Source organism: Aeromonas sp. PI_26 (assembly GCF_027854445.1).
GTDB lineage: Bacteria > Pseudomonadota > Gammaproteobacteria > Enterobacterales > Aeromonadaceae > Aeromonas > Aeromonas veronii.
In genome coordinates, this window is sequence record NZ_JAJNOE010000007.1 from 161,807 (window position 1) to 188,141 (window position 26,335).

General features: G+C 61.1%; 21 protein-coding genes and 2 riboswitches. Of the genes, 12 read left to right on the top strand and 9 right to left on the bottom strand.

What is annotated here, in order from left to right; translation table 11 throughout:
- Positions 1–70: 70 nt before the first annotated feature.
- On the bottom strand, positions 71–2,683 hold the full coding sequence (locus LRL22_RS10165) for a glycosyl hydrolase family 18 protein (protein WP_270905324.1): 2,613 nt from the start codon (positions 2,681–2,683) through the stop codon (positions 71–73).
- Between the two features lie 99 nt (positions 2,684–2,782).
- A riboswitch (cyclic di-GMP riboswitch) is annotated at positions 2,783–2,870 on the bottom strand.
- Between the two features lie 315 nt (positions 2,871–3,185).
- Between LRL22_RS10165 and LRL22_RS10170 the strand changes: the two genes are divergently transcribed.
- Positions 3,186–3,353, top strand: a complete 168-nt coding sequence (locus tag LRL22_RS10170) for a hypothetical protein (RefSeq protein ID WP_234916379.1) — start codon at positions 3,186–3,188, stop codon at positions 3,351–3,353.
- A gap of 134 nt (positions 3,354–3,487) precedes the next feature.
- Here LRL22_RS10170 and LRL22_RS10175 read toward each other — a convergent pair whose 3' ends face one another.
- Both LRL22_RS10175 and LRL22_RS10180 read right to left on the bottom strand, forming a co-directional pair.
- A complete protein-coding gene (locus tag LRL22_RS10175; RefSeq protein ID WP_270905325.1) occupies positions 3,488–6,082 on the bottom strand; it encodes a glycosyl hydrolase family 18 protein in 2,595 nt (864 codons plus the stop codon).
- A 102-nt stretch (positions 6,083–6,184) separates the two neighbouring features.
- Positions 6,185–6,272: riboswitch (cyclic di-GMP riboswitch) on the bottom strand.
- Positions 6,273–6,506: 234 nt separating this feature from the next.
- A complete protein-coding gene (locus LRL22_RS10180; RefSeq protein WP_270905326.1) occupies positions 6,507–9,962 on the bottom strand; it encodes a hybrid sensor histidine kinase/response regulator in 3,456 nt (1,151 codons plus the stop codon).
- Between the two features lie 215 nt (positions 9,963–10,177).
- On the opposite strand from LRL22_RS10180, the gene LRL22_RS10185 reads away from it, so the two are divergent.
- The 3 genes from LRL22_RS10185 to LRL22_RS10195 are packed head-to-tail and all read left to right on the top strand — an operon-like array spanning position 10,178 to position 12,168.
- Positions 10,178–10,726 (top strand): DUF2975 domain-containing protein, encoded by a 549-nt coding sequence (locus LRL22_RS10185; protein ID WP_115521890.1) that lies wholly within the window; start codon positions 10,178–10,180, stop codon positions 10,724–10,726.
- 7 nt (positions 10,727–10,733) lie between these two features.
- Positions 10,734–10,943, top strand: a complete 210-nt coding sequence (locus tag LRL22_RS10190; protein ID WP_005335250.1) for a helix-turn-helix domain-containing protein — start codon at positions 10,734–10,736, stop codon at positions 10,941–10,943.
- A gap of 7 nt (positions 10,944–10,950) precedes the next feature.
- Positions 10,951–12,168, top strand: a complete 1,218-nt coding sequence (locus tag LRL22_RS10195; RefSeq protein WP_270905327.1) for a hypothetical protein — start codon at positions 10,951–10,953, stop codon at positions 12,166–12,168.
- 76 nt (positions 12,169–12,244) lie between these two features.
- Here LRL22_RS10195 and LRL22_RS10200 read toward each other — a convergent pair whose 3' ends face one another.
- Both LRL22_RS10200 and LRL22_RS10205 read right to left on the bottom strand, forming a co-directional pair.
- Complete coding sequence (locus LRL22_RS10200) at positions 12,245–13,399, bottom strand: 3-phenylpropionate MFS transporter (protein ID WP_005348183.1); 1,155 nt, start codon at positions 13,397–13,399, stop codon at positions 12,245–12,247.
- 290 nt (positions 13,400–13,689) lie between these two features.
- Complete coding sequence (locus LRL22_RS10205; RefSeq protein WP_005354204.1) at positions 13,690–15,795, bottom strand: TonB-dependent hemoglobin/transferrin/lactoferrin family receptor; 2,106 nt, start codon at positions 15,793–15,795, stop codon at positions 13,690–13,692.
- 193 nt (positions 15,796–15,988) lie between these two features.
- Between LRL22_RS10205 and LRL22_RS10210 the strand changes: the two genes are divergently transcribed.
- The 3 genes from LRL22_RS10210 to LRL22_RS10220 are packed head-to-tail and all read left to right on the top strand — an operon-like array spanning position 15,989 to position 17,961.
- Positions 15,989–16,960, top strand: coding sequence for a ChaN family lipoprotein (locus LRL22_RS10210; protein ID WP_064340769.1), 972 nt, complete (start codon positions 15,989–15,991; stop codon positions 16,958–16,960).
- 25 nt (positions 16,961–16,985) lie between these two features.
- The gene (locus tag LRL22_RS10215) at positions 16,986–17,540 is read left to right on the top strand and encodes a cysteine hydrolase family protein (RefSeq protein ID WP_270905328.1); all 555 of its coding nucleotides are present in this window, start codon (positions 16,986–16,988) and stop codon (positions 17,538–17,540) included.
- 37 nt (positions 17,541–17,577) lie between these two features.
- Entirely contained in the window at positions 17,578–17,961 is a 384-nt protein-coding gene (locus tag LRL22_RS10220; protein WP_005335256.1) for a hypothetical protein, read from the top strand.
- A gap of 86 nt (positions 17,962–18,047) precedes the next feature.
- Here the strand turns inward: LRL22_RS10220 and hutZ are convergent, their stop codons facing one another.
- Complete coding sequence (gene hutZ / locus LRL22_RS10225; RefSeq protein WP_042658521.1) at positions 18,048–18,605, bottom strand: heme utilization protein HutZ; 558 nt, start codon at positions 18,603–18,605, stop codon at positions 18,048–18,050.
- Positions 18,602–19,114, bottom strand: coding sequence for a heme utilization cystosolic carrier protein HutX (hutX, locus tag LRL22_RS10230; protein ID WP_005362516.1), 513 nt, complete (start codon positions 19,112–19,114; stop codon positions 18,602–18,604). Before hutX ends, hutZ begins: the two co-directional genes overlap by 4 nt.
- A 170-nt stretch (positions 19,115–19,284) precedes the next feature.
- Between hutX and LRL22_RS10235 the strand changes: the two genes are divergently transcribed.
- From LRL22_RS10235 to pepE, 5 genes are all read left to right on the top strand, one after another.
- Entirely contained in the window at positions 19,285–20,136 is an 852-nt protein-coding gene (locus LRL22_RS10235) for a heme/hemin ABC transporter substrate-binding protein (RefSeq protein WP_270905329.1), read from the top strand.
- Complete coding sequence (locus LRL22_RS10240) at positions 20,133–21,164, top strand: FecCD family ABC transporter permease (protein WP_199259014.1); 1,032 nt, start codon at positions 20,133–20,135, stop codon at positions 21,162–21,164. Before LRL22_RS10235 ends, LRL22_RS10240 begins: the two co-directional genes overlap by 4 nt.
- 11 nt (positions 21,165–21,175) lie before the next feature.
- Complete coding sequence (locus LRL22_RS10245; protein WP_158114140.1) at positions 21,176–21,988, top strand: heme ABC transporter ATP-binding protein; 813 nt, start codon at positions 21,176–21,178, stop codon at positions 21,986–21,988.
- A 230-nt stretch (positions 21,989–22,218) separates the two neighbouring features.
- Positions 22,219–23,580 (top strand): endonuclease/exonuclease/phosphatase family protein, encoded by a 1,362-nt coding sequence (locus LRL22_RS10250; protein WP_270905330.1) that lies wholly within the window; start codon positions 22,219–22,221, stop codon positions 23,578–23,580.
- A gap of 243 nt (positions 23,581–23,823) precedes the next feature.
- Entirely contained in the window at positions 23,824–24,561 is a 738-nt protein-coding gene (gene pepE / locus LRL22_RS10255) for a dipeptidase PepE (RefSeq protein ID WP_270905331.1), read from the top strand.
- A 120-nt stretch (positions 24,562–24,681) separates the two neighbouring features.
- Here the strand turns inward: pepE and LRL22_RS10260 are convergent, their stop codons facing one another.
- Both LRL22_RS10260 and alr read right to left on the bottom strand, forming a co-directional pair.
- Positions 24,682–25,101: a secondary thiamine-phosphate synthase enzyme YjbQ gene (locus tag LRL22_RS10260; protein ID WP_270905332.1), complete on the bottom strand. Its 420-nt coding sequence runs from the start codon at positions 25,099–25,101 to the stop codon at positions 24,682–24,684.
- The gene (gene alr, locus LRL22_RS10265) at positions 25,101–26,174 is read right to left on the bottom strand and encodes an alanine racemase (protein ID WP_270905333.1); all 1,074 of its coding nucleotides are present in this window, start codon (positions 26,172–26,174) and stop codon (positions 25,101–25,103) included. The genes LRL22_RS10260 and alr overlap by 1 nt, the downstream gene beginning before the upstream one ends.
- Positions 26,175–26,335: the final 161 nt, after the last annotated feature.

The window sequence follows — 26,335 nt, forward strand, 5'->3', positions numbered from 1 at the left end:
CGGGTTCTCGTTCATATTGCTACCGGGAATGAGGGGCATGTCGCCATGCCCCGTCATCGGTGAGGAGGCCTCAGTTACAGCTTGCTGCCCCGATATCCAGCCAGACATCGTGCTTGCCCGGCTCATTGCCTTGAGTCCACCACTTGGCCTTCCACTGACGGCCGTTGTGGTTGGTGAGATCCCCGCCGTTGTAGGCAACGGCTGCGTTCCAGCCCAGATCAACCTGACTCACCAGCGCCCACTGATCGGCGGCGCGGCTCGGCTCATTACCCTGAGTCCAGTACTTGGCCTGCCATACCAGCTGGTTGTGGCTCACCTTGTCACCGCCGTTGTAGACCTTGCTGGCCTGCCATGCGGGAACGTTGGCCGCTTCCGGGTCGGTGGTGTTGCAAGAGCCCCCCTCACCGCCTTCGTTGATCGGGGTAACGGTGAGGCGGGTTGCCGCGTTGGCGTCGAGTGCGCCATCGGAGACGGTCACAGAGAGGTCATAACCGGTTTCGACATCCACCGCCGGGCCGGTGACCACCAGGGTGGCGCTGTTCTGGCCGGTCGCCGTGATACCGGCAGGCACTTGCCACTGGTAGATCAGCTCGTCGCCATTGGGGTCGGATGCCTTGGCGGTGATGGTCACCTGCTTGCCCTCTTCCACCTTGACGCTGGCAGGCAAAGTCACCACCGGAGGCAGGTTGGGCTGCGGCGCCTTGTTGGTCACCACCACCTGATCCCTGGCGGTCAGTTGATGGTCATCGGTCACCGTCAGCTCGAACACCAGATTGATGTCGGCAGACACGGCATCTAGTACAACCCGGGCCTTGGCCTGAGTGGCATCAAGCAGAGCGGCCTGCGGGCCGGAGACCTGCTTCCAGCTGTAGGTCAGAGAGCCTTTTTCCGGATCATAGGAGGCTGAGCCATCCAGCGTCAGGGTAGCCGGGCCGGTCACCGCCACATCGCTGCCTGCGTTAGCCACTGGCGGCTTGTTGGCTGGTGGGGTAACCCCTTCACCGTGACCGAGACCTTCATGCATGGCGTTGAGGATGTCGCCATTGTCGGCATCGATCTCCCAGGAGAAGAGCCCGCCCAGCTTGTTGGCCAGCACGTATTGGCCTTTCGCCTTGACCGAGCGCTCGTCGTCATAGGTGATCAGCTCGCCGGTGGAGGGCTTGAACAGGGTGGCCGCTTCGGCAGTCTCGTCGTAGTTGTACTCCCAGCCTGCGCCCATATGGCTGTTGACGATGTGGCGATAATCCAGCACGCCATCTTCCCAGGTGCCCTTGATCTTGCCGGTGGCGGTGCCGGTGAAGGGATCGTTGCCCTGATATCCGCTCACCCCTTTCCAGCCGCGACCGTAGGCGGCGGCACCGATCACCAGCTTCCCGGAGTCGACCCCCTGCGCCAGCAACTGCTGCACCGCTGCATCAGTGTTGTAGCGCTTGTTGGCCGAGCCGTTGGTGGCCTGATAGAGGTTGGCCTGATGACCCAGGGAGGTATTGCTCCAGGCACCGTTGTAGTCGTAACTCATCACGAAGAGGTGATCCATGTACTGCTGGGCAGCCTTGTAATCCACATCCTCAATCTTGTCGTAACCGGCACCGATGGCGGAGGTGAGCTGATAGGTGCGACCGGTCTCGGCCTCCAGCTCGTCGAGCATGGCGCGCAGATCCTTCATTATCAGCACATAGGTTTCACCATCTTTGGTCTTGTCCCCCAGATTGGGGTTGGCGCCGTCCCCGCCCGGGAACTCATAGTCGATATCGACACCGTCGAAGAACTTCCAGGTCTGCAGGAACTCTTTGACCGAGGCGACGAACACGTCACGCTTGGCCTTGTCATGCATGAAGAAGAAGGGGTCGGAGAGGGTCCAGCCACCGACGGAGGGGAGGATCTTCAGGTCCGGATAGGCCTGTTTGAGGGCCATCAGATTACCGAAGTTGCCCTTGTAGGGCTCATCCCAGGCAACCAGTGACCCCTGCCCTTTTTGCAGCGCGGCCCAAGGGTCGTGAATGGCGACCTGGAAATCCTTGCGCCCGGCGCAGGCTCGTTGCAACGCCTGGAAGCTGCCGGCAATCTCTTTGAGGCTGTCGTTGAGGCCATCACCGCCACAGATCGGGGTGAAGCCATAGAGGATATGGGTCAGGTTCTGGGCCGGCAGCTTGTCCACGGTGAAGTTGCGATCATAGACCCCCCACTCCACATAGTAGGTGCCGACCACCTTGCCAGACTTGTTGACGTAAGGCTTGTTGTGCTCCTGCAGGGCAGGCTTGAGCGGTGCAAGGTGGCTGCCGTCGGTATCGGCGACCACGATCTCCTTGGCATCAGACAGGGTACAGCCATCGCCGTTGCACAGCGCGACCTGCATCTGATAGCGGCCCCCCTTGTGCACCTTGAAGGTGGCGGTACCCGCGGCGGAAGAGGGACCGGACCAGACTTCCTTGCCATCCAGCAGCACCTTGGCACTCTGGCCAATATCGCCGTTCCAGATATTCCAGGTGACGGTCACATCGGCGCCATCCTTCACCTTGACCAGCTCGTTATAAGCGGTCGCGGACTGGTTGACTTCGACGATGGCAAACTTGGTGGGGCCCCAACCGATGGCGGGTTTGCCGGGAGCTGCCGCATAAGCGGCGGAGGAGGCGAGCAGGGTGCCGACCATCATGGCCAGCAGTGCAGGTTTTGGACTTAGCATATTGCTTTCCTTTTCGTTATGGGAAAAACGAAAGGGCAACGCAACACGACAGGTGACACAAAAACGGCCACCCCTTGGCAAGGGCAGCCTGCATTCTACTGTGGTGGCCCCGCTATCCTAGGTCGTCTTGACCCTTAGACCGGAAGCTTTGCGTCCCGACTTTTCAATCGGTTTGCCCTTGTCACAACGTTATTTCTGGCGATAAATAATCGCCGATTGACTGTAGGGTAATTCTGATAAGTAAGCAAATCGGACCATTGCCAGCCCACCAGTTACCAACCCCGACAATTACCCACTTTCAAGAAATTAATGTTTAAAAAACAGCCGGATATGCAGACCTAATCTCATCACCTCCAACCAGATACCTCACACCATTTTTTTGATCTGCATCACACCAAATTGAGAAAAATCAATGAGTAAGAACAATATGCGACAAAAGACCCATCTGTATCGCAACTAATGAATTTATAATCGCCGTTTTGCATGGCCAGCAGGTGTCTTCATGCCCAGCGAACTGCCCTCACGCACCCGGTTATCCAGATACGACAAATTTGTTCGTTTGACGATTTATGCCTTGCCACTGGCCGGGATGATCTGGCTTATCAACAGCCTCAATGGCTGGCAAAGGGCAGCGTGCGGCACAGATGCCAGCTATCGGGGAGAGCATTAATCACTAGGCAAGAGTGAGCACTTTGCAGGGACACGAGAGAAGCTGGGGGAAACCGGTTGGCAGACCCGCCAGAATGTGGCGAAGCGGGGAGAAAAAATGGGGCATGACCGGCATGCCCCGCCACCATTCAATGCTTATTTACAGCTGGCGGCTCCCACATCCTGCCAGACGTCGTGTTTGCCGGGCTCATTGCCCTTGGTCCAGTACTGCGCCTTCCACTGACGGCCGTTATGGGTGGTGAGCTCGCCACCGTTGTAGGCCACATTGGCATCCCAACCCAGTTGCACCTTGCTCACCAACAGCCACTGATCCGCGGTGCGGCTCGGCTCGTTGCCTTGGGTCCAGTATTTGGCCTGCCACACCAGCTGGTTGTGGCTCACCTTGTCGCCGCTGTTATAGGTGCTGGCCGCTTTCCAGACTGGCCAGTTGGCCGCATCCGGATCGGTCGCCGTGCAACCACTACCGTTGCTGACCGGTTTAACCGTCAGACGGGTTGCCGCACTGGCATCCAGTCCGCCGTCGGAGACGGTGACGCTCAGGTCATAGCCGGTGTCGCTGGTGACGCTCGGGCCAGTCACCACCAGGGTGGCGCTGCTCTGACCCGTTGCGGTGATGCCTGCCGGCACACTCCACTGATAAGTGAGTGGATCACCGTTCGGATCGGAGGCGGTCGCCTTGATGGTCACCTGCTTGCCCGCCTCCACAGAGGCCGTGGCAGGTAGACTCACCACAGGCGCCAGATTGGCCTGCGGCGCCTTGTTGGTCACCACCACCTGATCCTTGGCACTCAACTGCTGATCATCGGTCACCGTCAGCTCGAACACCAGATTGATGTCGGCAGCCACCGCATCGAGTACAACACGGGCCTTGGCCTGAGTGGCATCAAGCAGGGCAACCTGTGGCCCGGAGATCTGCTTCCAGCTATAACTGAGCGCGCTATTTTCCGGATCGTGGGAGGCCGAACCATCCAGCGTCACCTCGGTCGGACCGGTCACCTTGAGGTCACTGCCCGCGTTGGCCAGCGGCGGCTTGTTGGCCGGTGGAGTCGTCCCCTCGCCGTGACCCAACCCCTCGTGCATGGCGTTGAGGATGTCGCCGTTGTCGGCATCGATCTCCCAGGAGAAGAGGCCACCGAGCTTGTTGGCCAGCACATACTGCCCCTTGGCCTTGACCGAGCGCTCGTTGTCATAGGTGATGAGATCGCCGGTCGCCGCCTTGAACAGATAGGGCGCCTCGGCCACCTCGTCGTAGCCCTTCTCCCAGCCAGCTCCCATCCGGTTGTTGACGATGTCGCGGTAATCGACCACGCCATCTTCCCAGGTGCCTTTCACCTTGCCGGTCGCCTTGCCGGTGAAGGGGTTGTTGCCCTGATAACCGCTCACCCCGGTCCAGCCACGGCCATACATGGCGGCACCGACCACCAGCTTGCCCGGTTCAACCCCCTGCGCCAGAAGCTGATTCACCGCCTTGTCGGTGGTGTACTTGGTATCGGGATCCCAGCTCGCCGCATAAAGGTTGGTCTGGTGGCCCAGCTCGGTGTTGCTCCAGGCACCGTTGTAGTCGTAGGTCATCATGAAGATGTGGTCCATGTAGGGCTGGGCCGCCTTATAGTCCACATCCTGGATCTTGTCGCCCCCCGCACCGATGGCGGAAGTGAGCTCATACTGGCGACCGGTCTCGGCCTCCAGCTCGTCGAGCATGGCACGCAGCTCCTTCATCAGGGCCACATAGGTGGCACCATCGCTCGGGCTGCCCAGTTTCGGGTTGGCCCCCTGTCCGCCCGGGTACTCCCAGTCGATATCCACACCGTCGAAGAACTTCCAGGTCTGCAGGAACTCTTTCACCGAGCCGACAAACACGTCACGCTTGGTTTTGTCACCGAGGAAATAGAAGGGGTCGGAGAGGGTCCAACCGCCGACCGAGGGGAGGATCTTGAGGTTCGGATAGGCCTGCTTGAGCGCCATCAGGGCGCCAAAGTTGCCCTTGTAGGGCTCGTCATGGGCGGTGAGGTTGCCTTGCGGCATCTGGATGGCGGCCCAGGGATCGTGCATCGCCACCTTGAAGTCCGCCCGGCCGGCGCACGCCCGTTGCAGCGCCTGGAAGCTCCCTTCGATCTCCTTGAGGCTGTCGTTGAGGCCATCCCCGCCGCAGATGGGGGTGAAGCCATAGAGGATATGGGTCAGGTTCTGGGCCGGGATCTTGTCCACCGTAAACTTGCGGCCATAGACCCCCCACTCCACATAGTAAGTCCCCACCACCTTGCCGGACTTGTTGGCGTAGGGCTTGTTGTTCTCCTGCAGCGGCGCCTTGAGTGGCGCCAGATGGCTGCCGTCGGTATCGGCGACCACGATCTCCTTGGCATCAGAGAGGGTACAGCCATCGGCGTTGCACAGCGCCACCTGCATCTGGTAGCGCCCCCCTTTCTTCACCTTGAATTTGGCGCTGCCCGCTGCGGCCGAGGGGCCGGACCACACCTCCTGACCATTGAGCAGCACCTTGGCACTCTGGCCCAGATCGCCGCTCCAGAGGTTCCAGTTCACCTCCACATCGGCGGCATCCTTTACCTTGACCAGATTGTTGTAAGCAGTGGCCGCCTGATCGACTTCAACGATGGAAAACTTGGTGGGGCCCCATCCGATGGTCGGCTTGCCGGGCGCCGCAGCATAAGCGGACGAGGCGCAGCACAGACCGACCGCGAGGGCCAGCATGGTAGGCTTTGGACTTAGCATTTTTTTATTTCCCTATTTCGTTATGTTGGCAACGAAAAGGGCTACGCCCTGACAGGTAACGCAGACGGCAGTGCGGCCTCTTGGCAAAGGTGCACAACAACCTGTGGTGGCCCCGCTATCTCAAGTACGGCTCATCCCTGGACCGGAAGCTTTGCGTCCCGACCTTGCGATCGGTTTGCCCTTCGGTTACTTCATTTGCGATGCAAAAAATCGCATCCCGACTATAGAGTGAGCCAATCCGGTCTGCCACTGTCGGCGTTGAACGACAGTGGCAAGCCAATACTGTAACTGGCGGCGATTGCGCTGGAAGATGAAGAGATCTTCGCCAATAAATCTCTGTTTTCGGCATTCATCCATGACCACGGGCCAGAGGATCATTGCGCGGTTTTGTGAGCCGGTTCACGGCTTGCCGCTCCGGATGCGGCTAGCGCAGCAGCAGGCTGTTCATCAGGGCCCGCAATTTGAGCGGTTTGACCGGTTTGCTGATGTAGCCATACCCCCGCTCGCGGATCTGCGCCTGCAACTCGCTCTTGCGATCGGCACTGATGATGATGCCCCCCAGCTCGTCGCCACACACTCGTTGCAGGGCAGCGAGCGCCTCCAACCCGGTCTTGCCATCGTCGAGGTGGTAGTCGGAGAGCACAAGTCTCGGCACAAACCCGTCTGCCACCAGCGCCTCGGCCTCAGCCAGATCGACGGCACAACGCACCTCGCAGCCCCAGCGGCCAAGCAGGGTGCTCATGGCGGTCAGAATGTCCCGCTCGTTGTCGATACAGAGCACGGCTACACCTTCCAGCTGGCTGTCACGCACCACCGGCGCCGCCAGCTGATGGGCCGTGACCGGCCGGGTCGCCAGATTGAGGGTCACCGCAAAGACCGATCCCTTGCCCGGCCAGCTCTGCAATGTGAGCTGATGACCGAGCACCTGCGAGATGCCGCGGGCGATGGCAAGCCCCAGACCCAGCCCCTGCTCCTTGGCGGTGCGGGAGTGATCGAGGCGGGAGAATTCGTCGAAGATCGCCTCCTGTTTGTCTTGCGGGATGCCGGGGCCGTTGTCCCATACCTCGATGCGGATCTTATCCCCCATCCGGCGGCAACCAAGCAGCACCCGGCCGCCCGGGTTGTAGCGAAACGCATTGGTGAGGAAGTTCTGCAGCACCCGGCGCAGCAGCCGCACATCGCTGTGCACCGCGTGCTTGCTCTCCACCACCGAGAAGTGGATCCCCCCCGCCTGGGCCAGCACGCCAAACTCCGCCTTGAGGTTGTCGAGCAGATCGCGCAGGGCAAAGTCGAGCTTCTTGGCCTTGAACTTGCCCGCTTCGAGCCGCGAGATATCGAGCAAATCGGTGATGAGATCCTCGGTCGCCCCCAGCGCATCATCGATATGGCGGGCGATGCGGGCCTGCTCGCCAGCATCGGGCAACATTTCCAGCAGAGAGGAGGTAAACAGCTTGGCCGCATTGAGGGGCTGGGTCAGATCATGGCTGACCGCCGCCAGAAAACGGCTCTTGGATTGATTGGCCCGCTCCACCTGCTGGTTCACCAGCAATAGTTGGCGGTTGAGTTCGGAGAGCTCACGGGTACGCTCGGCCACCCGCGCCTCCAGATGTTCGTTCGCTTCGCGCAGCACCCGCTCCGCATCGCGAAACGGCGTGATGTCGGTAAAGGTCATGACAAAACCGCCGGCGGGCATAGGGTTGCCCTGCATCTCGATCACCCGCCCGTCCGGGCGCTCCCGCGCCGAGATATGGGCGCTGCCCCGCTTCATAAAGGCGACCCGCCGCGCCACGTGATCCTCGATATCTCCGGGGCCACAGAGCCCCTGTTGGGCGTTGTAGCGGATGATCTCTTCAATGGGGCGCCCTGCCTGAATAAGCCCCGGCGGATAGTGGAACAGCTCGATGTAACGGCGGTTCCAGGCCACCAGCCGGAGCTCCCGATCCACTACCGAGATCCCCTGCCCGATATGCTCGATCGCCCCCTGCAACAGGCCGCGGTTGAAGCGAAACACGTCGGAGGCCTCATCGACTATGGTGGCGATCTCCTCGAGCTGCATGTTGCGCCCCTGCAGGGCCGAGGCGAGCACCAACCGCGCCGACGAGGTACCAAACACCCCCGCCAGCAGCCGTTCGGTGTGGGCAATCAGCTCGGCCGAGGCCTGCATCTGGGGCGCCAGGGTGCCGCCCCGCTCACCGGCGAAGCGACCAAAAGCGCGCTTGACCCGGCTTGAGCCGACGAAGCGGGCCGCCAGCATCTCCAGCTCCTTGACCGAGACCCGCGCCTGATAGAGGGCGGCGGTATCGCGGCTCGGCTTGCCGACAAAGTTGGCGGCCTGCAGCCGCTCGCTCACCGCAGGGCGCGACAGCAGCGAGCCTGCCACATAGCCGAGCAGGTTGAAGAGCAGGCTCAGGAAGATGCACCAGGCTCCGAGACTCAGCTCGCGAAACGCGGGCCAGTCCGGCGGCGCCAGCAGCTCGGCCAGCGGTGAACCGGCAAGCAGCCCGCTCTCCACCAGCAGGGTCACGAACCAGAGGCTCACCCCGAGGCTCAACCCAAGATAAACCCCCTTACGATTGCCGTGACGCCAGTAGAGACCGAGCAGCAGGGCCGGCGCAAACTGGGCCACCGCGCCAAAGGAGAGATAGCCGATGCGCGACAAGCTGGTGAGATCCCCGAGCCAGAGGTAGAGCCCCCAGGCCGCCAGCAAGATCAGCAGGATGGCGCCACGGCGCACCTGCAACAGCAGCCGAACCAGCCGCTCGTCGCGCCCCTGCCGCCAGAAGCGGCGCAGCAGCACCGGCAGCACCAGATCGTTGCTCACCATGATCGCCAGTGCGATGGTGCAGACGATCACCATGCCGGTGGCCGCCGAGGTGCCGCCGAGAAACGCCAGCATCGCCATGCCATCGAAACCGAGGGCCATCGGCAGACTGATCACATAGGTGTCGGAGGCCATGTCAGCCCCCACCCACTGCTTGCCCGCCAGTGCCAGCGGCCAGATAAAGAGCCCCATCACGAACAGGTAGAGCGGGAAGATCCAGCGCGCCCAGTGCAGATCCTGCCCCTGATTGTTCTCCACCACAGTCACATGAAACTGGCGCGGCAGGCAGATGACGGCGCACATCGCCAGCACCGTATAGATGGCAAGCTCCAGCAGGTTGCCGGGGCTCACCGCCACCACCTGTGCAAAGAAGTCGCGGGTCACCTGTTCGTGAGCCTCGCCCGGTTTGCTCAGGATCAGCCAGAGGGCGAAGCCCCCCACCGCGATAAAGGCCAGCAATTTGACCACCGACTCGAAAGCGATGGCCACCACCATCCCCCTGTGGTGCTCGGTGGCATCGAGATGGCGGGTACCGAACAGGATGCTGAACAGCGCCAGCAGCAGGGTGACCCCGAGCGCCAGCTCGCTGGTATTGCTGGTCGGGCTGATGCCGCCGCTGTTGACCATCAGCAGATCCAGCCCGGTGACGATGGCTTTGAGCTGCAACACCAGATAAGGGAGGATCCCCATGATGGCGATGAGGGCGATCACCATGGCGAGCCGCTGGGATTTGCCGTAACGGGCGGCGATAAAGTCGGCGATGGAGGTGATGTGCTCGCGCTTGGCCACCAGAATAAGGCGGGCCAGCAGCCGCCAGCCAAACAGAAAGACCAGCATGGGGCCAAGGTAGATGGGCACCGGCGACCAGGGCGATTCACTCGCCTGCCCCACGGTGCCGAAGAAGGTCCAGGAGGTGCAGTAGACCGCCAGCGACAGGCTGTAGAGCAGCGGTTGCCCCTTGAGACGGTGCCGTTTGTGCTTGTCAGCCACGAAGGCGATCAGAAACAGCAGCCCCAGATAGGTGAGCGACAATCCGATCAGCAGCCATCCCTGGTGCATCGATAACTCCTTGTCCATGTTGAGTTTTTGTATACAACCTCGCCAGTCTAGAGAGGCTGCAGCCAAAAGTCATCCCCTTCGGACAGATTGAAATTATCGTTTTTCAATAAGTTTCATCTTGACTGTATATCGTAAAACAATAAATATTGCCGATGTAAATATTGATAAACGATAAACTTTACCTTTCAGATAAAACCATCACAGTGAGGAATGAGATGATCTCCAACAAACTCGAACGCTCGAGCATGCTGATCGAATGGCTGCTACTGCTGGCACTGCTGGCGACCCCTTTGATCACCTTGCTGGAGGTGTGGACCCCCTTCGGTGGCGCCGATTTTCTGCAGGAGAAGCTCAACACCATCTTGAGCCGCCCCGGCATCAATCCTGCCGACTATCCCCTTCACTTCTCCACCCGGCTGCTAGGCACCCTGGTACAGCTGTTGCCGGATCTGGTCTTTATGATGATGCTCTGGCAACTGCGCCAGCTGTTTCGTGGCTACCGCGCCGGTCTGCTCTTCACCTTCGAGCAGATCCGCCGCTATCGGCAGATCGGAGTGCTGCTCTGTACAACCTTCCTGGTCGAATTGATCCTGACCCCCTTGCTGGATACGGTGCTCACCATGAGAGGCCCGGAAGTACTCGGTACCATAGCGCTGAGTACCTCAGATTTCCGGGTACTGCTGGCGGGACTGATCGTACTGGCGCTGGCACTGGTCATGCGCGAGGCAAAACTGCTAGCCGATGAACAGCAACTGACGGTGTGAGGAACATATGCCCATTATCATCCGACTCGATGCCCTGCTGGCCGAGCGCAAAATGACCGCCCGCGAACTGGCCCAGCGCATCGACATCACCGAGGCCAACCTCTCGATCCTCAAGAATGGCCACGCCAAGGCGGTGCGCTTCTCCACCCTGGAGGCCATCTGCCGTGAACTCAAATGCCAGCCCGGCGATCTGCTGGGCTACGAGCAGGAGCGCTAACCCTCTTATGAGTCGTCATATCACCCTGTTTGCCCTGTGGCTGCTGCCGCTGTGGGCCTGCGCTGGCAATGACGCGAGCGGCCCCCGCTACCTTATCGAGCAGGGCGCCAGCGCCAATGTGCTGCAAGTGCGCCTCACCATGCAGGGCAAGCCTCCCTTTACCCTGCTCCCCGCTCGTCAGTTGCCGGGCAGTGCCACGGCGGTTTCCCCCGCGCTGGTCTGCCTTGCAAACAACCAGCCGGTTGCCCTCAACCAGCCCTTCTCTTGCAAGGAGATCGGCTGGCAGATCACGCTCACACCAGCTCCGGCAGAGGGTGCAGATGCCTCGGCCCAACAGTCGCTTCTGTTTGCTCCCAACCAGTGGCTATTGACCGAGTGGGGTAACTTTGTGCGCCAGATGGGGAGCCGCCAAGGAAAGGTTTGTCTGCCGGATGGCAGCTGCCAACCACTGCCGGATGTCAACCAGCCGCCGCTGATCCTGCCGTTTGGTCTGGACACAGTGCCCGTCACCAAGCCGGATCCGCTGCTGGTGCTGAGCCATGACGAGACCGCCAATCAGCTCGATCTGTCGGCCTTGCAGCAGCAACTGAATGAGATCATCGACTATCTGGCCTTCCAGCTCGATGTGGATCCGCCCACTCATCCATGGCAACTGGTGTGGCTGGGGCGGGATGTGGCGACCCGCTCCCTCGGCGGCGCCGCCGGAGATCAGGTGTTTGTCGCCAACTACCCCACCGAGGCTGGCAAACCGACGCCACAGGCCCCCTTGCGCCTGCTGCGCACCTCGGCCCACGAGGCGGTGCATATCCTCAGCGCTCGCCACTCTGCTCCACAACCCACCTGGGTCAATGAGAGCCTCGCCGAGTACCTCGCTATCAAAGCGCTGCGCCGCTTTCGGCTGCATCAAGTCACGGCGGTCAACGAGCTGGCCGAGCAGGGCAAACAGCTGCCCCATAGCGAGAGCGGCCTCTATCGGGCAGCTCGCGAGGTACTGACGGGCGATCGCTCCTACTACCCGCTCTTTTACGTCAAGGGGAGCGCCTTCTGGGAAGCGCTGGAGCGGGAGCTGCAGCACAATGACGTGACGCTGGCGCAACTGCTGCCCCAACTGGGCTGGCTGCCGGATGGCCGCTTTGATGCTGCATCCAATGGGCTGCTTGCCGGCACCATCGGCTCGGACACCTGGCGCCGCCTCAGCCGCCTCTATCTGGGCGAGCAGCAGTAACAGCGCAACCGCAGCAACGAAAAAGGGAGAGCCGTGGCTCTCCCTTTTGTTAGGTGATGATTCAAATAGACAACTATCAGGCCGGAGCCCTCTCCTGCGCAGACGGCGCAAAGGGGCGCAGCCGCAGGAAGAACACCGGCAAGACCACCAGCACCATCAGGAAGAAGATGCCGCCGCCGAGAGGCTCGAACAGCACGCCGCAAAGTGCCATCAGGGCCGCCACCGTCATGCCGAGGCCAAGGGCCGCATAGAGCGCCTGGGTCGGGATCAACTGCTCGGCGGGCAGCTGGCGAGTCATGAAACGCACCGCCCCCAGATGACTCATGCCGAACGTCACCGAGTGGAGCAGTTGCCCCAGCACCAGCACCCATAGCTCGGTCGAGGCACCCAGCAATACCCAGCGCACCACACAACCGATGGCACCGGCGATAAAGAGACTCTGGGCGCCAAAGCGCTGCAAAAAACGCTTGTCGGCGGCAAACATACAGATCTCCGCCACCACTCCGAGCGCCCAGAGATAGCCGATGATGGTGCCGCTATACCCTTGCGCCTTCCAGTAGATGGCGCTGAAACCGTAATAGGCGGCGTGGCTCCCCTGCAGCAGAGCTGTCAGCAGCAGGAAACGGCGCACCGGTGCGCTGCGCAGAGTCGCCAGCAAAGAGGCCTTGGCCCGCTCGCCCTGACTATCCTGTGGCGCCGGATAGAGCGGCAACCAGCTGAGCAGCAGCATCAGCACCAGCCCCGCCACCATGGTGTGCAAAATCCAGTCGCTACCGAAGTTGCCCACCAGCGCCCCCACCAGGGTAGAGGCGACGATAAAGGCAAAGGAGCCGCACAGCCGCACCTTGCCGTAATCGAGGTGCGCCTGCACCACCATGCGGGTCGCCAGCGCCTCCCCCACCGGCATCAGGGTCGGATAGATAAAATTCGCCAGCAGGGTCAAGCCCACCAGCCACCAGAGGTTATGACTGAGATAGAAGCCGAGAAACGCCAGCAGACTGAGCAGGGAGAGCAACCGGGTAACCGGCAGCAGATGGCCCGCCCCCTTGATCTGCCCCATCACCATCAGGTTGCCGGCAAAGCGGATCGCCATCCCCGCCCCCAGCAGGAGACCAATCATCTCGGCGCTGACGCCCACCCCCTCCAGCCAGAGCGACCAGAACGGCAAGTAAGCACCGTAGACAAAATAGAAGGCGCCGAAAAAGAGCGCTAACCAGGAGAACGCGGGCATAGATCCTCTGCAACCGGATGACGGGAGCAGAATGATAACCCATCCTCCACCGCAGATCCCGATGGAAACCCCGCGAAGAAAACGAAAAAACTTCAATAAAATTGAACTATTACCGAAGAAGCGGGGTCTACCTGGTAACACCTCCTCCTGGTTAGTGTTGCAATCCTTCCACCCGCCCATGGCGGGTTTCTTTTTTTAGGCAAACATCTGCTCTGCTCCATCGTCACAACATGGCGGCGACAAAAAAGGGGCCGAAGCCCCTTTGATCATCTGCGTCTGTTGTTTGCTCTTTAGAATACGTATTTGACCCGTGCACTCAGGTTGCGGCCCGGTTCGGTCATCATGCTGTTATCGGAGCCCTCGGCACGACCGGCGATGCGCTCGTAGCTGGTGTACTCCTTGTCAAACAGGTTGAAGACCCCGACGTTGAGCTGCAGATCGGTCATCGGGTTGAACTGGGCGTACATATCCACAACACCCCAACCGGCGCTCTTCACGTAATCGTTGCCTTTGCTGTCTTTACGGACTTTGTCCATGTCATCAGCAAAGCGCAGCGCGGTGTTAAAGTTCCATTGGGACTGTTCCAGACGCACACCGATCGAGCCATTGAGCGGGCTCAGGCTGTTGATGTAGTTTCCATCCCCATCCTTACCTTCGATGTAGGCGAGGTTGCCCCATACATTGACGATGTCGTTGAGCCAGTAATCCGCCTTGGCTTCGACCCCTTTGGTGGTCGCCTTGCTCAGGTTCTGGTACTGGTAGACAGCGGTTCTCCCCTCTTTGCCCACTTCAACCATCTCGATGAAGTCTTCAAACTTGTTGTAGAAGCTGGCTACTTCATAGCTGAAGCCATTGCTGCTGCCACGTACGCCGAGATCGATGCCGTCGCTGCTCTCCGGATTGAGGTTCGGGTTGGGCTCGATGCGATAGCCGTACGCCTGATGGTTCAGGGTGGAGAAGGCGCTGTCATACATGGGGGCCTTGAAACCGTGGCTGTACTGGGCGAACAGGTTAGCCGCCTCGTGGGCCTTGAACACCAAACCCAGCTTGGGTGACAACTCCCCTTCCGAGAACTTGTGCAGCTTGTCGCCTGTGTAGGCCGGATCGTTGTCCGGGGTCATCCGGTAGTAGTCATAACGGGCACCCGGGGTCAGCACCCAGCGCTCGCCAAACTTGATCTCGTCAAAGGCCCACAGGGCACTGCGCTCGCTGGTGGTAGCCGGGAAACTCAGCTCGTTGTAGCCGACAAAATCACCGGGAGTCGTCGGCCCCTTGTAACGGGTACGTTCGTTGTCGGTGTGCTCGTATTCAGCCCCCCAGGCCAGGCGGTGGTTGGCGACCGCCTTGTGGAACTGCAGCTGGGCGCCGATGTTCTTCTGATCGAACACGTTGTGATCCAGCGAGTTTTTGGTCACATAGGGGTTGCCGGGGCTGACCGGATACTTGGATGAGGCGTACTGATCCAGTGTCTGCTTGGTGCGGGCGAAGTAGACCTTGCTATCCATCCGATCGGCCCAGCCTTGATTCAGCGCGATGCCGTGATCCAGCACCACAGAGAGGTTGTCGGTCTGCTTGTCGGTGATGGGCTGATCAAAGACACGGGCAGTACCGGTACCGACCTTGTTGAGCTTGACCGCATCCGGCTCCTCGCCATCGGTCAGGTAGTCAACGGTCAGCTTGAGGAACTGCTCATCGGAGAGGTTCCACTTGCTCTTGAGCAGCAGGGCGTGGGTACCGATATCGAAGTCGTTCTTGGTGGAGTCGAAATTCTGGGTCACACCGCCATCGCGCCAGGTGTAGCGCAGCAGGTTCTCCACTTCACCAGTGCGTAAGGCGCCGGTAAAGCCCGCCATCTTCTGGTGGCTGCTGGAGGCGTAACCGCTGGTCACATCCAGATAACTATCCTTGCCCTTGAGGAAGTCGCTGGCATCCTTGGTGGTGATGGCAATCACGCCACCCAGCGCATCGGAGCCGTAGGCGGCAGACGCCGGCCCCTTGGCCACTTCTACCTGCTTGATCATGTCGGTATCGAAGTAGCTCTGGCCAACACCGCCCTTGCTGTAAGCATCGTTCTGGCGCACACCGTCGCGCACCACCTTGACCCGGTTTTCCCCCATGCCGCGGATGATAAAGGTCTGCGCATCCCCCTGACCGCCGAGCACGGTCACACCGGGTTCGTAGCGGAACAGGTCGGCGACGTTGGTGACGACCTGCTCTTCAATCTGCTTGGCGGTGATCACCGAGATGGGGCCGGAGACATCTTCCAGTTTTTGCTCCATCCGTGAGCCGCTGACGACCACGACTTCATCCGCCTTCTGGGTGGCAGCAAAGACCTGGGAGGAGAGACCGGCCGCCACAGCGAGGGCAACCAGAGAGAGTGCGTTATGATGGGTCACAGCGAATCCTTATTGAGAACTGTTATCAAACAGGCCGCATATTACCCGGCTCTCGACAAAGATCAACAAGAAACGAAATCATTCTCATTTGTTTTGAACCAAATTGGTTTTACACTGTCGCCCTGTGTTGCCCTTATTCTCTATTAGCCCCCCGAGATGCACCGGCATCCGGGCATATCAGCCGTGAGATCCCATGATTAGACGACTTCCCCTGCTCGCCCTGCCGCTGCTGCTGGCAGCCTGTGCCACCCCAACCCAGCCAACCGTGTCATCACAGTTGCAGACGCTCTATGACTACCGGCTAAGTAGCGAGGGAGATGCAGACCTGACGCTGGAGCAGGCAATCGCGCGAATTGCCGACGCCGACATCATTCTGGTGGGCGAGCTGCACAGCCATCCCGCCGTGCATCTGTTGCAATCGAGCCTGCTGAGCGGGCTCTACACCGCAGGTCAGCAGCACGGTCGGCCATTGGTCCTCTCCATGGAGCAGTTCAGCCGCGCCGATCAGAAGACGCTGGATGCCTATCTGGCGAACCAGATTGGTGAAGCGGCCTTGATCCGCGAAGGCAACGCCTGGCCCAACTATCCGAGCGACTATCGCCCGCTGGTGGAGTTTGCCAAAGCGCACCAGATGCCGGTGATCGCCGCCAACGCCCCCAAGCCGCTGGTGAGCTGTGTCGGTCAGGAGGGGGCTGAGTGGCTCGACAAACTGCCCGCCACACGTCGCAGCCAGCTGGCCCGCCAGCTGACGCTGGGGGATGATCCCTATCGCCAGAAATTTATGGCCTCCATGCACCACGGCGATGCCGACAGCAACGCCCGCCGCTTCGCCGCCCAGACCAGTTGGGATGACACCATGGCCGAGAGCATGGTGGATTATCTCGCCAAGCACCCGGGCCAGCAGATCATGCATATCGCCGGCAATTTCCACGTCGAGGGAGGGCTTGGGCTCGCCAGTCGCATCGCCAGCCGCAATCCTGCCCTCAAGGTAGCGCTGGTCGTGCCTCGTACAGATGAGACCTCTGTTGCAGATCGCGCAGCCGATGTGCAGGTAACCATCATGCCGCTGCCTAAGCGCTGGCAAAACAGTGACGAGATGAAGCAAGATATGGGCGCGCTGCATCAATCCCGCAGTCGTGACTGCAGCCAGTGGCTGCAACCCTAATCTTCCAGGAAACGGCGGGTAAAATATGGATGTGTTACTGATCATCGATGTGCAGCAAGGCTTGTTCAACGAGCCCCGTTACCGCCAGGAGCAGGTGCTGGCCAATATCAATCGGGCTGCGGCCCATGTCAGGCAGCAACAGGGACGGGTCATCTATATCCAGCATGACTCGCCCCCCGGTACCGAACTGGAACCGGGCACCCCGGGTTGGCAGTTGCACAGTGCGCTGCAACCGGCCAAGGGAGAGAGCCGGGTGCGCAAGACAGCATGTGACAGCTTTCTCGATACCGAGCTCGCCTTCCTGCTGGCCGAGCAGCCGGTCGATCGACTCATTCTCTGTGGCTGTGCCACCGATTTTTGCGTCGATACCACAGTGCGCAGTGCCGCCTCCCATGGGTACGAGGTGCTGGTGTTGAGCGATGGTCACACCACCGCCGATCGCCCCCACCTGAGCGCGGCCCAGATCACCGAGCACCATCACTGGATGTGGCGCCACCTCAGCCTGCCGGAGGGGCGCAATGTGACCCTGCTCACCACCGACGAGCTGCTGGCAGTAACACCCGCCCAGCAGCCGTGCTAATCTGCGAGCCTCGCCTCGTTTCTCACTGGAGTCTGTCGTGCGCCTGTTGTCTGCCACCCTGTTGTTGATTGTTCCCCTGCTGTCGGCCTGCTCCAGCTTGCCCGGACAGAAGTATGACGGGCCGGAGCCCCTGTTTCTGACCCACATCAACGAGGAGGGGAGCAAGCGCTTCACCTTTGAAGCTGCCCCCAACGACACCTTACCGCGCGGCCTCTCGGCGGCCCAGAGTCAACGATTGCTGGAGCAGCGGGAAGCGTTGCAGGAGAACCTGCTGACCGAGACCCTGGCGACCAAGCAGTATTGCCGCCAGGGCTACATAGTGCTGAGCCAGACCTCCTGGAAGGTGCGGGGAGAGTGCAACGAAACGGCCACCGACGCCGATCGTCGCGCTTTTCCCAACAAGGCCAGCTGGCAGGATTGAACTGGCGGATGAGATAACGCAATAAAAACGGGCAGCCAATTGGCTGCCCGTTTTGTTATGACGGCTGTCGTGGTCGACAGAGATTATCAGACCGGCGCATCGGCAGGGCTGGTGAGCTCGGCACCGGTGTCGATGCGCTTGTGCCCTTCCACCAGATGGACGAAATCCACCAGCTCGTCACCGGAGACCGCGAACGCCTGGCCGAAGCCCTTGACGAACAGCCCCTGTTCCGGCTTGAGGCGGAACAGTTTGAAATCCTTGAGGTTGGAGAGACCCTTGATGATCTCGCCAAAACGCCCCTCCAGCGCCGCCACCGCCTTGCTCCAGCGAGCGTCGTCACGGGCCACCACTTCAGCCACCGCATCGAAGGTCAAACGCTTGCGGGCAAACAGCTCGCGGGCACCGCTCTCATCCTCGATCAGCATCAGGGATACCCGCGGCACCTGTTGCAGGTTGCGGGCGTGGCGGGCGATCTCGGAGATCAGCACATAGTAGCCATCTTCCTGTAGCACGAACGGGGCATAGCTGGCGTTGGGATTGCCTTCGCCATCGACGGTGGCGAGCTGCAAGGTGCGGCAGCTGTCGCGAAACTCGCGGATCTCCGGTTGCAGGCGGTTTTGCAGACGCTCCTGACGTTCACTCATGCTTTGACTTCCTCTTGAGAGTTGTGGCGCAGCGCCATGAAACGGGTGACCTGATCGGCCAGCAGCTGGCGTTTCTCGTCGCGACCCAGATAGACCTTGAAAATGCAGCGGCCGGAGTGACCGAAGAACTGGAAGGAGTGCCCCTCCTTGCCCATGAACAGCTTGCTGACCAGCGCAATCCCCGCCACGTTGTCGAGCTTGAGGTGACCATGCAGCTCACCGTCGCGGCCCATCAGGTTGTAGTAACCGCGTGCATCCTTGCCTTTCGGGAAGGGGGCTTTTACCTCGAAGATGGAACCTTCTGATTCGACGATGGTGGTCACCGGGCCCCAATCGGCCAGATCTTCCAGCAGACCTTGTGCGCGATCGGCGGGCAGCAGGGTCACCAGCTCGGCGGGCAGATGGCGAACCACCTCCCATTCGCTGATGGCGAGCTGGGCCGCCAGGGTGGACGGATGAGCGCCGGGATCCTGCTCCAGCAGCGCGTGAATGCGTTGTGCAATGCTCATGTTTTCTCCCTTTGCGGGACCATGTTGTCCCGCTGTTTATCATGGCGGCTACTCTAATAAAGCACCGGAATCAATGCAATTGATAATTGCTATCATTATCAGTGCATTTTTTCCAAAGCCTTGATATTCTCGGCGGCACACCCGTTTCATTCACCCCTTCGGAGGTTAGCATGGGCCGTCGTCTTGCCCTCGCCATCACCCTGCTCTGCAGTTCACTGTCCCCCTTCTCTGCCGTTGCCACCGACGGACAGAAAGAGCGTATCGTCAGTATCGGCCCCGCCACCACAGAACTCATTCTGGCCCTTGGCGGTGAATCGAGCCTGATCGCCACCGATGTCAGCAGCCCCTTGCCAAAAGGGTTGCCCAAGGTGGGTTATCACCGAGCACTGGCCGCCGAAGGGATCCTGAGCCTATCCCCCACCCGACTGGTGGGCAGCGACGAGATGGGCCCGGCCCCGACCCTGGATCAGCTGCGCCGTGCCGGGGTCAAGGTGGAAGTGCTGGATACCGCGCCAACCCTCGCTAACCTCAACCAGCGTATCGACACCCTCTCCAGCCTGCTGGGCGACAAAGCCGCTGGCGATCGCCTGAAGGCAGAGATCCAGGCTCAGACCGATCAGCTGGCGGCGCAAGCCAAACAGAACAAACCGCTCAAGGTCGCCTTCCTGCTGCTGCACAAGGGGCAACCCACCAGCATCGCCGGGGGTGACACCACTGCCAGCGCGCTGATCTCGCTGGCGGGCGGCATCAATCCGGTCGCCGAGTTGCGCAACTACAAGCCGGTATCCGCAGAATCCCTCATCGAGATGCAGCCCGATCTGGTACTGGTCAGCGGTCGTGACTGGCAGCAATATGCCGACCCGGCCAAGGTGCTGGCAGAAGTGCCCGCCCTGGCCGCCACCCCGGCTGGCAAGCGTAACGCCATTCACGCCATCGATGGCCACGCCCTGCAAGGGGGCCTGAGCCTCAACTCCCTGCAACAGGCGAACCAGATCGCCCAGTGGATCAAGCAGGGGTCATGATGCGGTTACCCCTCTCCTGGCTGCTGGCCTTCACCACGGCCGCACTGGCACTGTTGCTGCTCGGTTCGCTGGCAACCGGCCCCATGACTCTCACCCTGGGCGAGAGTCTGCGGGCGCTGTTTGCCGGGCAGGAGAGCGGGATTGAGTCACACAAGCTGCTGATCGTGCAGGAAATTCGCCTGCCTCGTACCCTGCTCTGCATCGCCGTGGGGGGGATCCTCGGGCTCTGTGGCGCCGTGATGCAGGGGCTGTTTCGCAACCCCCTGGCTGACCCCGGCATCATAGGTGTCTCCGGCGGTGCGGCGCTCGGTGCGGCGCTCGCCATCGTGCTGCTGGCCCCCCTCGGCCAGCAGCTGCAAGCCACCATCGGGGTTGGTCTGCTGCCGCTGCTCGCCTTTCTCGGCGGCGCGCTCACCACCACCCTGGTCTATCTGCTCGGCACCCGTGAGGGAGGCACCTCGGTCACCGTCATGCTGCTGGCCGGGGTCGCCATCACGGCGCTCTCCGGTGCAGTGATCGGCCTGCTCACCTATCTGGCGGACGATCAGATGCTGCGCAACCTGAGCCTGTGGCAGATGGGAACGCTGGCAGCAGGCAAACCGGCCGATGTGGCGCTGGCCCTGCTCACCCTGGCGGCCCTGCTGTGGCTCTTTATGCGAGATGCCAATCCCCTCAACGCCCTGCTGCTGGGTGAAGGAGAGGCCCGTCATCTGGGGGTCAATGTGCAATCCCTCAAACGTCGCCTGATTCTGCTCACCGCCGCGGGCGTCGGGGTGGCGGTGGCGGTATCGGGGATGATCGGCTTCGTCGGGCTGGTAGTGCCCCATCTGGTGCGCCTGCTGGCGGGCCCCAACCATGTCAGGTTGCTGCCACTCTCGGCCCTGCTTGGCGCCGCCCTGCTGCTGGCAGCCGATATGCTGGCACGCACCCTGCAGGCCCCGGCCGAGCTGCCGGTGGGCATCATCACCGCTCTGCTCGGCGCCCCCTTCTTCATCTGGCTGCTGGTAAAAGGCCGCCGCACCCTGTGATACGGACTGTTATGCAACCACTCTCATCCTCACTCTCCGCCCCCCTGTTGAACTGCAGCCGACTCAGCCTGCGCCGGGGCCAGCGCCAGATCCTGGATGGGCTCGATCTTAGTCTCGAGAGCGGCACCCTCACCGCGTTGCTCGGCCCCAACGGGGCGGGCAAGAGCTCGCTGCTCAAGTGCCTGACCGGCGAGCTGGAATATGAGGGCTCCATCACCCTGTTTGGCGCGGATCGCCAGCAGTGGGACAGCAGCCAGCTGGCCCACCGGCTCGGGGTATTGCCGCAAAGCTCCTCACTCAACTTCCCCTTTCTCTGCGAAGAAGTGGTCGCCATGGGGCGCTTGCCCCACAGTGAACCGGCGGCGCGGCGCGACGAGATTGTGGCGGCGGCCATGACTCATGCCGGGGTCGAGCATCTGGCCAAGCGGCTCTATCCCGGTCTCTCCGGCGGCGAGCGGCAGCGGGTGCAGTTTGCCCGGGTGCTGGCGCAGATCTGGCAGGCCCCCTCCCCGACCGAGCAAGCCGAGCAACCCCGCCTGCTGCTGCTCGACGAGCCCACCTCGGCGCTGGATCTGAAATACCAGCACCAGTTGCTCACCATGGCGCGCGCCCTGGCCAGCCGCAATACAGCGGTACTGGTGGTGCTGCACGACCTCAATCTGGCGGCGCGCTATGCCGATCGGCTGGTGATGCTGGAGCGGGGCAAGCTGATGGCCGATGGCACGCCTGCCGAGGTGCTGACCCCTGAGCTCATCGCCCGTCTCTATGACTATCCGGCACAGGTGATCCATCACCCCGAGAGCGGCCTGCCGATGGTGGTGTGACAAATTCAGAGTGCGGTAACGGCTGGAAGCGCGCCATTCATCCCGGAAACTGCAGCGTAAAAACCGGTTTTTCACACCCCATATCGCCCTGCTAACATTCATCATCGCCAGATATGTGGTGTGAATATCCTCACACTTTGCTCAGGCAAAACCCCCGCAGCATCACCGTCTACTTATAATGACGCCGCCTCACAGAAGGCATAACTCATTGATGCTACGGAATAATTACAATGAATAATATCAACAAGCCCCTACTGGCCGCCGCTATTTCCCTCGGGATGCTGGCTGGCTGCAACAGCGACAACGACTCAAAGGCAGCTGATCCCATGGTTCGTTTTGCCACCTTCAACCTCTCTTTTGATCGCACTGCCGCCGGTATGCTAACCGGTGAGCTGGCGCTGACCCGCACCGAGCAGGATGCCCTGCTAGCCCGCCTCGCCGAAGGGAGCCTGAGCGGCGCCACTGAAACCAAAGCCAAGAACGTGCAGCAGATCCGCAACGTGGCGGAGATCATCCAGCGCACCCGCCCGGATGTGTTCCTGCTCAACGAGTTCGACAACGACGGCAAAGGCGAGAGCACTGCCGATCTGAAAGCCTTCAACGACAACTATCTGGCCCATGCCCAGCACGTAGAGGTGACGGCCATCAGCTATCCAGTGATGCAGAACTTCGCCACCAACACCGGCCTGATGAGCGGTTATGACCTCAATCTGGATGGCAAGGTCAACAGCGGCCCCGACGATGCCTGGGGCTTTGGCAACTACCACGGCCAGTACGCCTTTGCGGTGATGTCCAAATACCCCATCGACACCAAGCAGATCCGTACCTTCCAGCACTTCAAGTGGAAGGATATGCCGGGCGAGCAGAACCCCATCATCGATGACTGCAACAATCCCAAGGTCAAGATCCCGGCCAGCCGCCAGTGTGGTGATGCCTGGTATTCAGACGCGGCCTGGCAGCAGTACCCGCTCTCCTCCAAGAACCACGCCGATGTGCCGGTACGCATCAAGACCGAGAAGGGTGAAGAGGTGATCCACTTCCTGATCTCCCACCCGACCCCACCGATCTTTGCCAACGCAGCGCGTCACACCGTCAAGCACAACCGCGCCGAGATCGCCTTCTGGAACGACTACGTCAAGGGTCTCAACTACATGACCGATGACAAGGGCACCAAGGGTGGGCTGGCCAAAAACGCCAAGTTTGTCATCGCCGGCGATCTCAACGCCGATCCGCTCACCGGTGACGGTGACCTGACCGCCATTCAGGATCTGCTAAACAACCCGCTGATGAATCAGGCCATCACCAATGGCACCCTGATCCCGGTCAGCGAAGGGGGCCCGGAGTGTGTCAGCAAGGGGACCGACTGCAAACGCAACCTCAATCGCCCCAACCCGGAGCGGATCACCAATAGCAGCGTGCTGCAGCTGGATCACGTCATCCCCTCCGCCAACCTCAACGCGGTCAAGAGCGGTGTCTACTGGCCTGCCAGCTTCGAGGCCGGTTATCACCTGGTCTATGATGCGAAACTCGGCATCGCCAAGGGAGTCAGTTCGGATCACCGCATGGTGTGGGTCGATCTCAAACTCGACTAACTCTGCCATGACCCCGCTGCGGCGGGGTCTTTTATTGGCGATGGCAGCGAGCGGAGCGCTGCTTATTAATCCACCAGCTGGCATTGAGTTATCCATCCATAACTCCTCCATAGCCGTTGAATGGGCCTCGCGATCACAGAACCGCCGCGCCAATGGTGGTAGCATGCCTCCTCTTGCCATCCGGCCGCACGGCGGCTCCGGTGGCCCTCCCTCCTCCGCTTTCACTTTTTGAGGACATATCTGATGGAACTGCTTCTGCTAAGCAACGGTAAAGCCAACGAATTTCCGGGTCTGCTCGGCTGGGCCCGAGATCGGGTTCAAAGCCTGCTGGCTCGCAAACAGGTCAAGCGCATTCTGCTCATCCCCTATGCGGTGATCCGCAGCGACTGGGATGCCCGTGCCAACGAACTTACCGAGAGCCTCGGGATCGAGACCATCAGCATTCACCACTTTGATGATCCGGTCGCGACCGTCAATCAGGCCGACGCCATCTTTATCAGTGGCGGCAACACCTGGCGCCTCAACCAGATGCTGCATGAAAACGGCCTGATCGTACCGATCCAGCGTGCCGTGCGCGAACGAGGCATCCCCTATGTGGGCTGGAGCGCCGGTTGCAACGTGGCGACTCCGAGCATCCGCACCACCAACGACATGCCGGTTTGCAACGCCGCCGTGCTGCCCGCGCTGGGCCTGTTCCCGCTGCAGATCAACCCGCACTATCTGGATGCCAGCATCAGCGGCCACATGGGTGAGACCCGCGACGAGCGTCTGGCCGAGTTCTGCGCCATCAACCCGAGCGAATATGTGGTGGCCCTGCGCGAAGCGAGTCTGCTGCAAATCACCGGAGAAAACGGCAGCGAGCGTCTGGAGTACTGGAGCGCCCGCGAGCAGGACTTCAAGATCTTCAAACACGGTCAGGAGCCGCAAGCCTTTATGGACGCCGCCCCGCTGGCCGAGCTGACCCCCTTCAAGGTCGCCTGAGCCACGAAAAGCGTTTCACCACTGGCAGGTGGATGGCTCACAAAACCGTAGAAACGACAGAGGGATGGCTCGGCGCCATCCCTCTTTTTTATCTTCATCTTTCAGCTGGTTGCAGTCTGATTACTCACCCTGCAGGGTCACCAGCATCTTACGGGCGCCACCATCGACGCGATGTTCGCCAAGCCAGATCCCCTGCCAGGTGCCAAGTGCCAGCTGACCGTCACGGATCGGCAGTAGCAGGCTCACCCCGAGCAGGGAGGATTTGATGTGGGCAGGCATGTCATCCGGCCCCTCATAGGTGTGGCGATAGTAGGGGGCATCTTCCGGCGCCAGCCGGTGCAGATGGGCCTCCATATCGCTGCGCACGCTGGGGTCGCAATTCTCGTTGAGGGTGAGCGAGGCGGAGGTGTGTTGCAGCAGCAGATGCGCCATGCCAGTCCGGTAATCCGCCAGCATCGGCAGTTTGGCCACCAGCTCGTCCGTCACCAGATGAAAGCCCCGCGAACGGGGCTTCAACGTCAGCAGGCACTGCTGCCACATCAGACGTACTCCATAAAGACGCGGGAGGTGAGCTTGGTGATGAGCTCGTAGGGGATGGTGCCAATCTCGTCGGCCACCCGCTCTACCGGTAGCCCCTCGCCCCACAGCACCGCCTCGTCCCCGGCCTTGTCGGTGGCGCCGGGCCCAAGATCCACCGTGCTCATATCCATGGAGACACGCCCCACCAGCGGCACGATGCGGCCGTTGATCAGCACGGATGTGCCATTGGGCGCCATGCGCGGATAACCGTCACCGTAGCCGATGGCGATCACCCCGAGCCGGGTATCGCGATCTGACACCCAGTTGGCGCCATAGCCCACCGGCTCGCCCGCCTTGTGATCCCGCACCGCAATCAGCTGGGTCTTCAAGGTCATCACCGGCTGCAGGCCATAATCGGCCGCTACCGTGTTGGGGAAGGGCGACACGCCATAGAGGATGACACCGGGGCGAACCCAGTCGCAGTGGGAGTCTGGCCAGGCCAGAATGCCCGCCGAGTTGGCCATGGCCCGCTCGCCCGCCAACGGTGCGGTCAACTTGCTGAACAAGTCGATCTGCTCGCGGGTAGTGGGCTGCTCCAGCTCATCGGAACGGCTGAAGTGGGTCATGATGTTGAACGGCTGCACCACGTTCTTGCACTTGCCGAGTCGTTCGATAAAAGCGGGCATCTCGTCGGCCCGCACCCCGAGGCGATGCATGCCGGTGTCGAGCTTGAGCCAGGCCACCACGGGGGCTGGCAGCTCGGCCTGCTCCAGCGCTTCGAGCTGCTCCCAGGTGTGAACCGCCGTCTGCAGATTGTTGGCCGCCAGCACCGGCAGGTCGTCGGCGGAGAAGAAGCCCTCCAGCAGCACGATGGGCTTGACCACGGCGCAGGAGCGCAGCATCAGCGCCTCTTCGATACGGGCCACCGCATAGGCATCCGCATCCACCAGGGTGCGGGCGACCGGCAGCAGTCCGTGGCCATAGGCGTTGGCCTTGACCACAGCGATGATCTTGCAAGCGGGAGCGTGGCGCTTGACCACGGCGAGGTTGTGGCGCAAGGCCGCAGTGTTGATTTGGGCAGTAGCCGCTTTCATGGTTTTCCCTTACGAGGGCACAAATGGTCTCCCCCTCATCGGGCAGAAGACCGCCACTCACTTATCGTCGTCGAAGGCCGGACCGGCATAATTGTCGAACCGGGAAAACAGGCCCTGAGCGGCAGCCAATAACTGGCTATCGGTCAGGGTAGTTGTGGTAA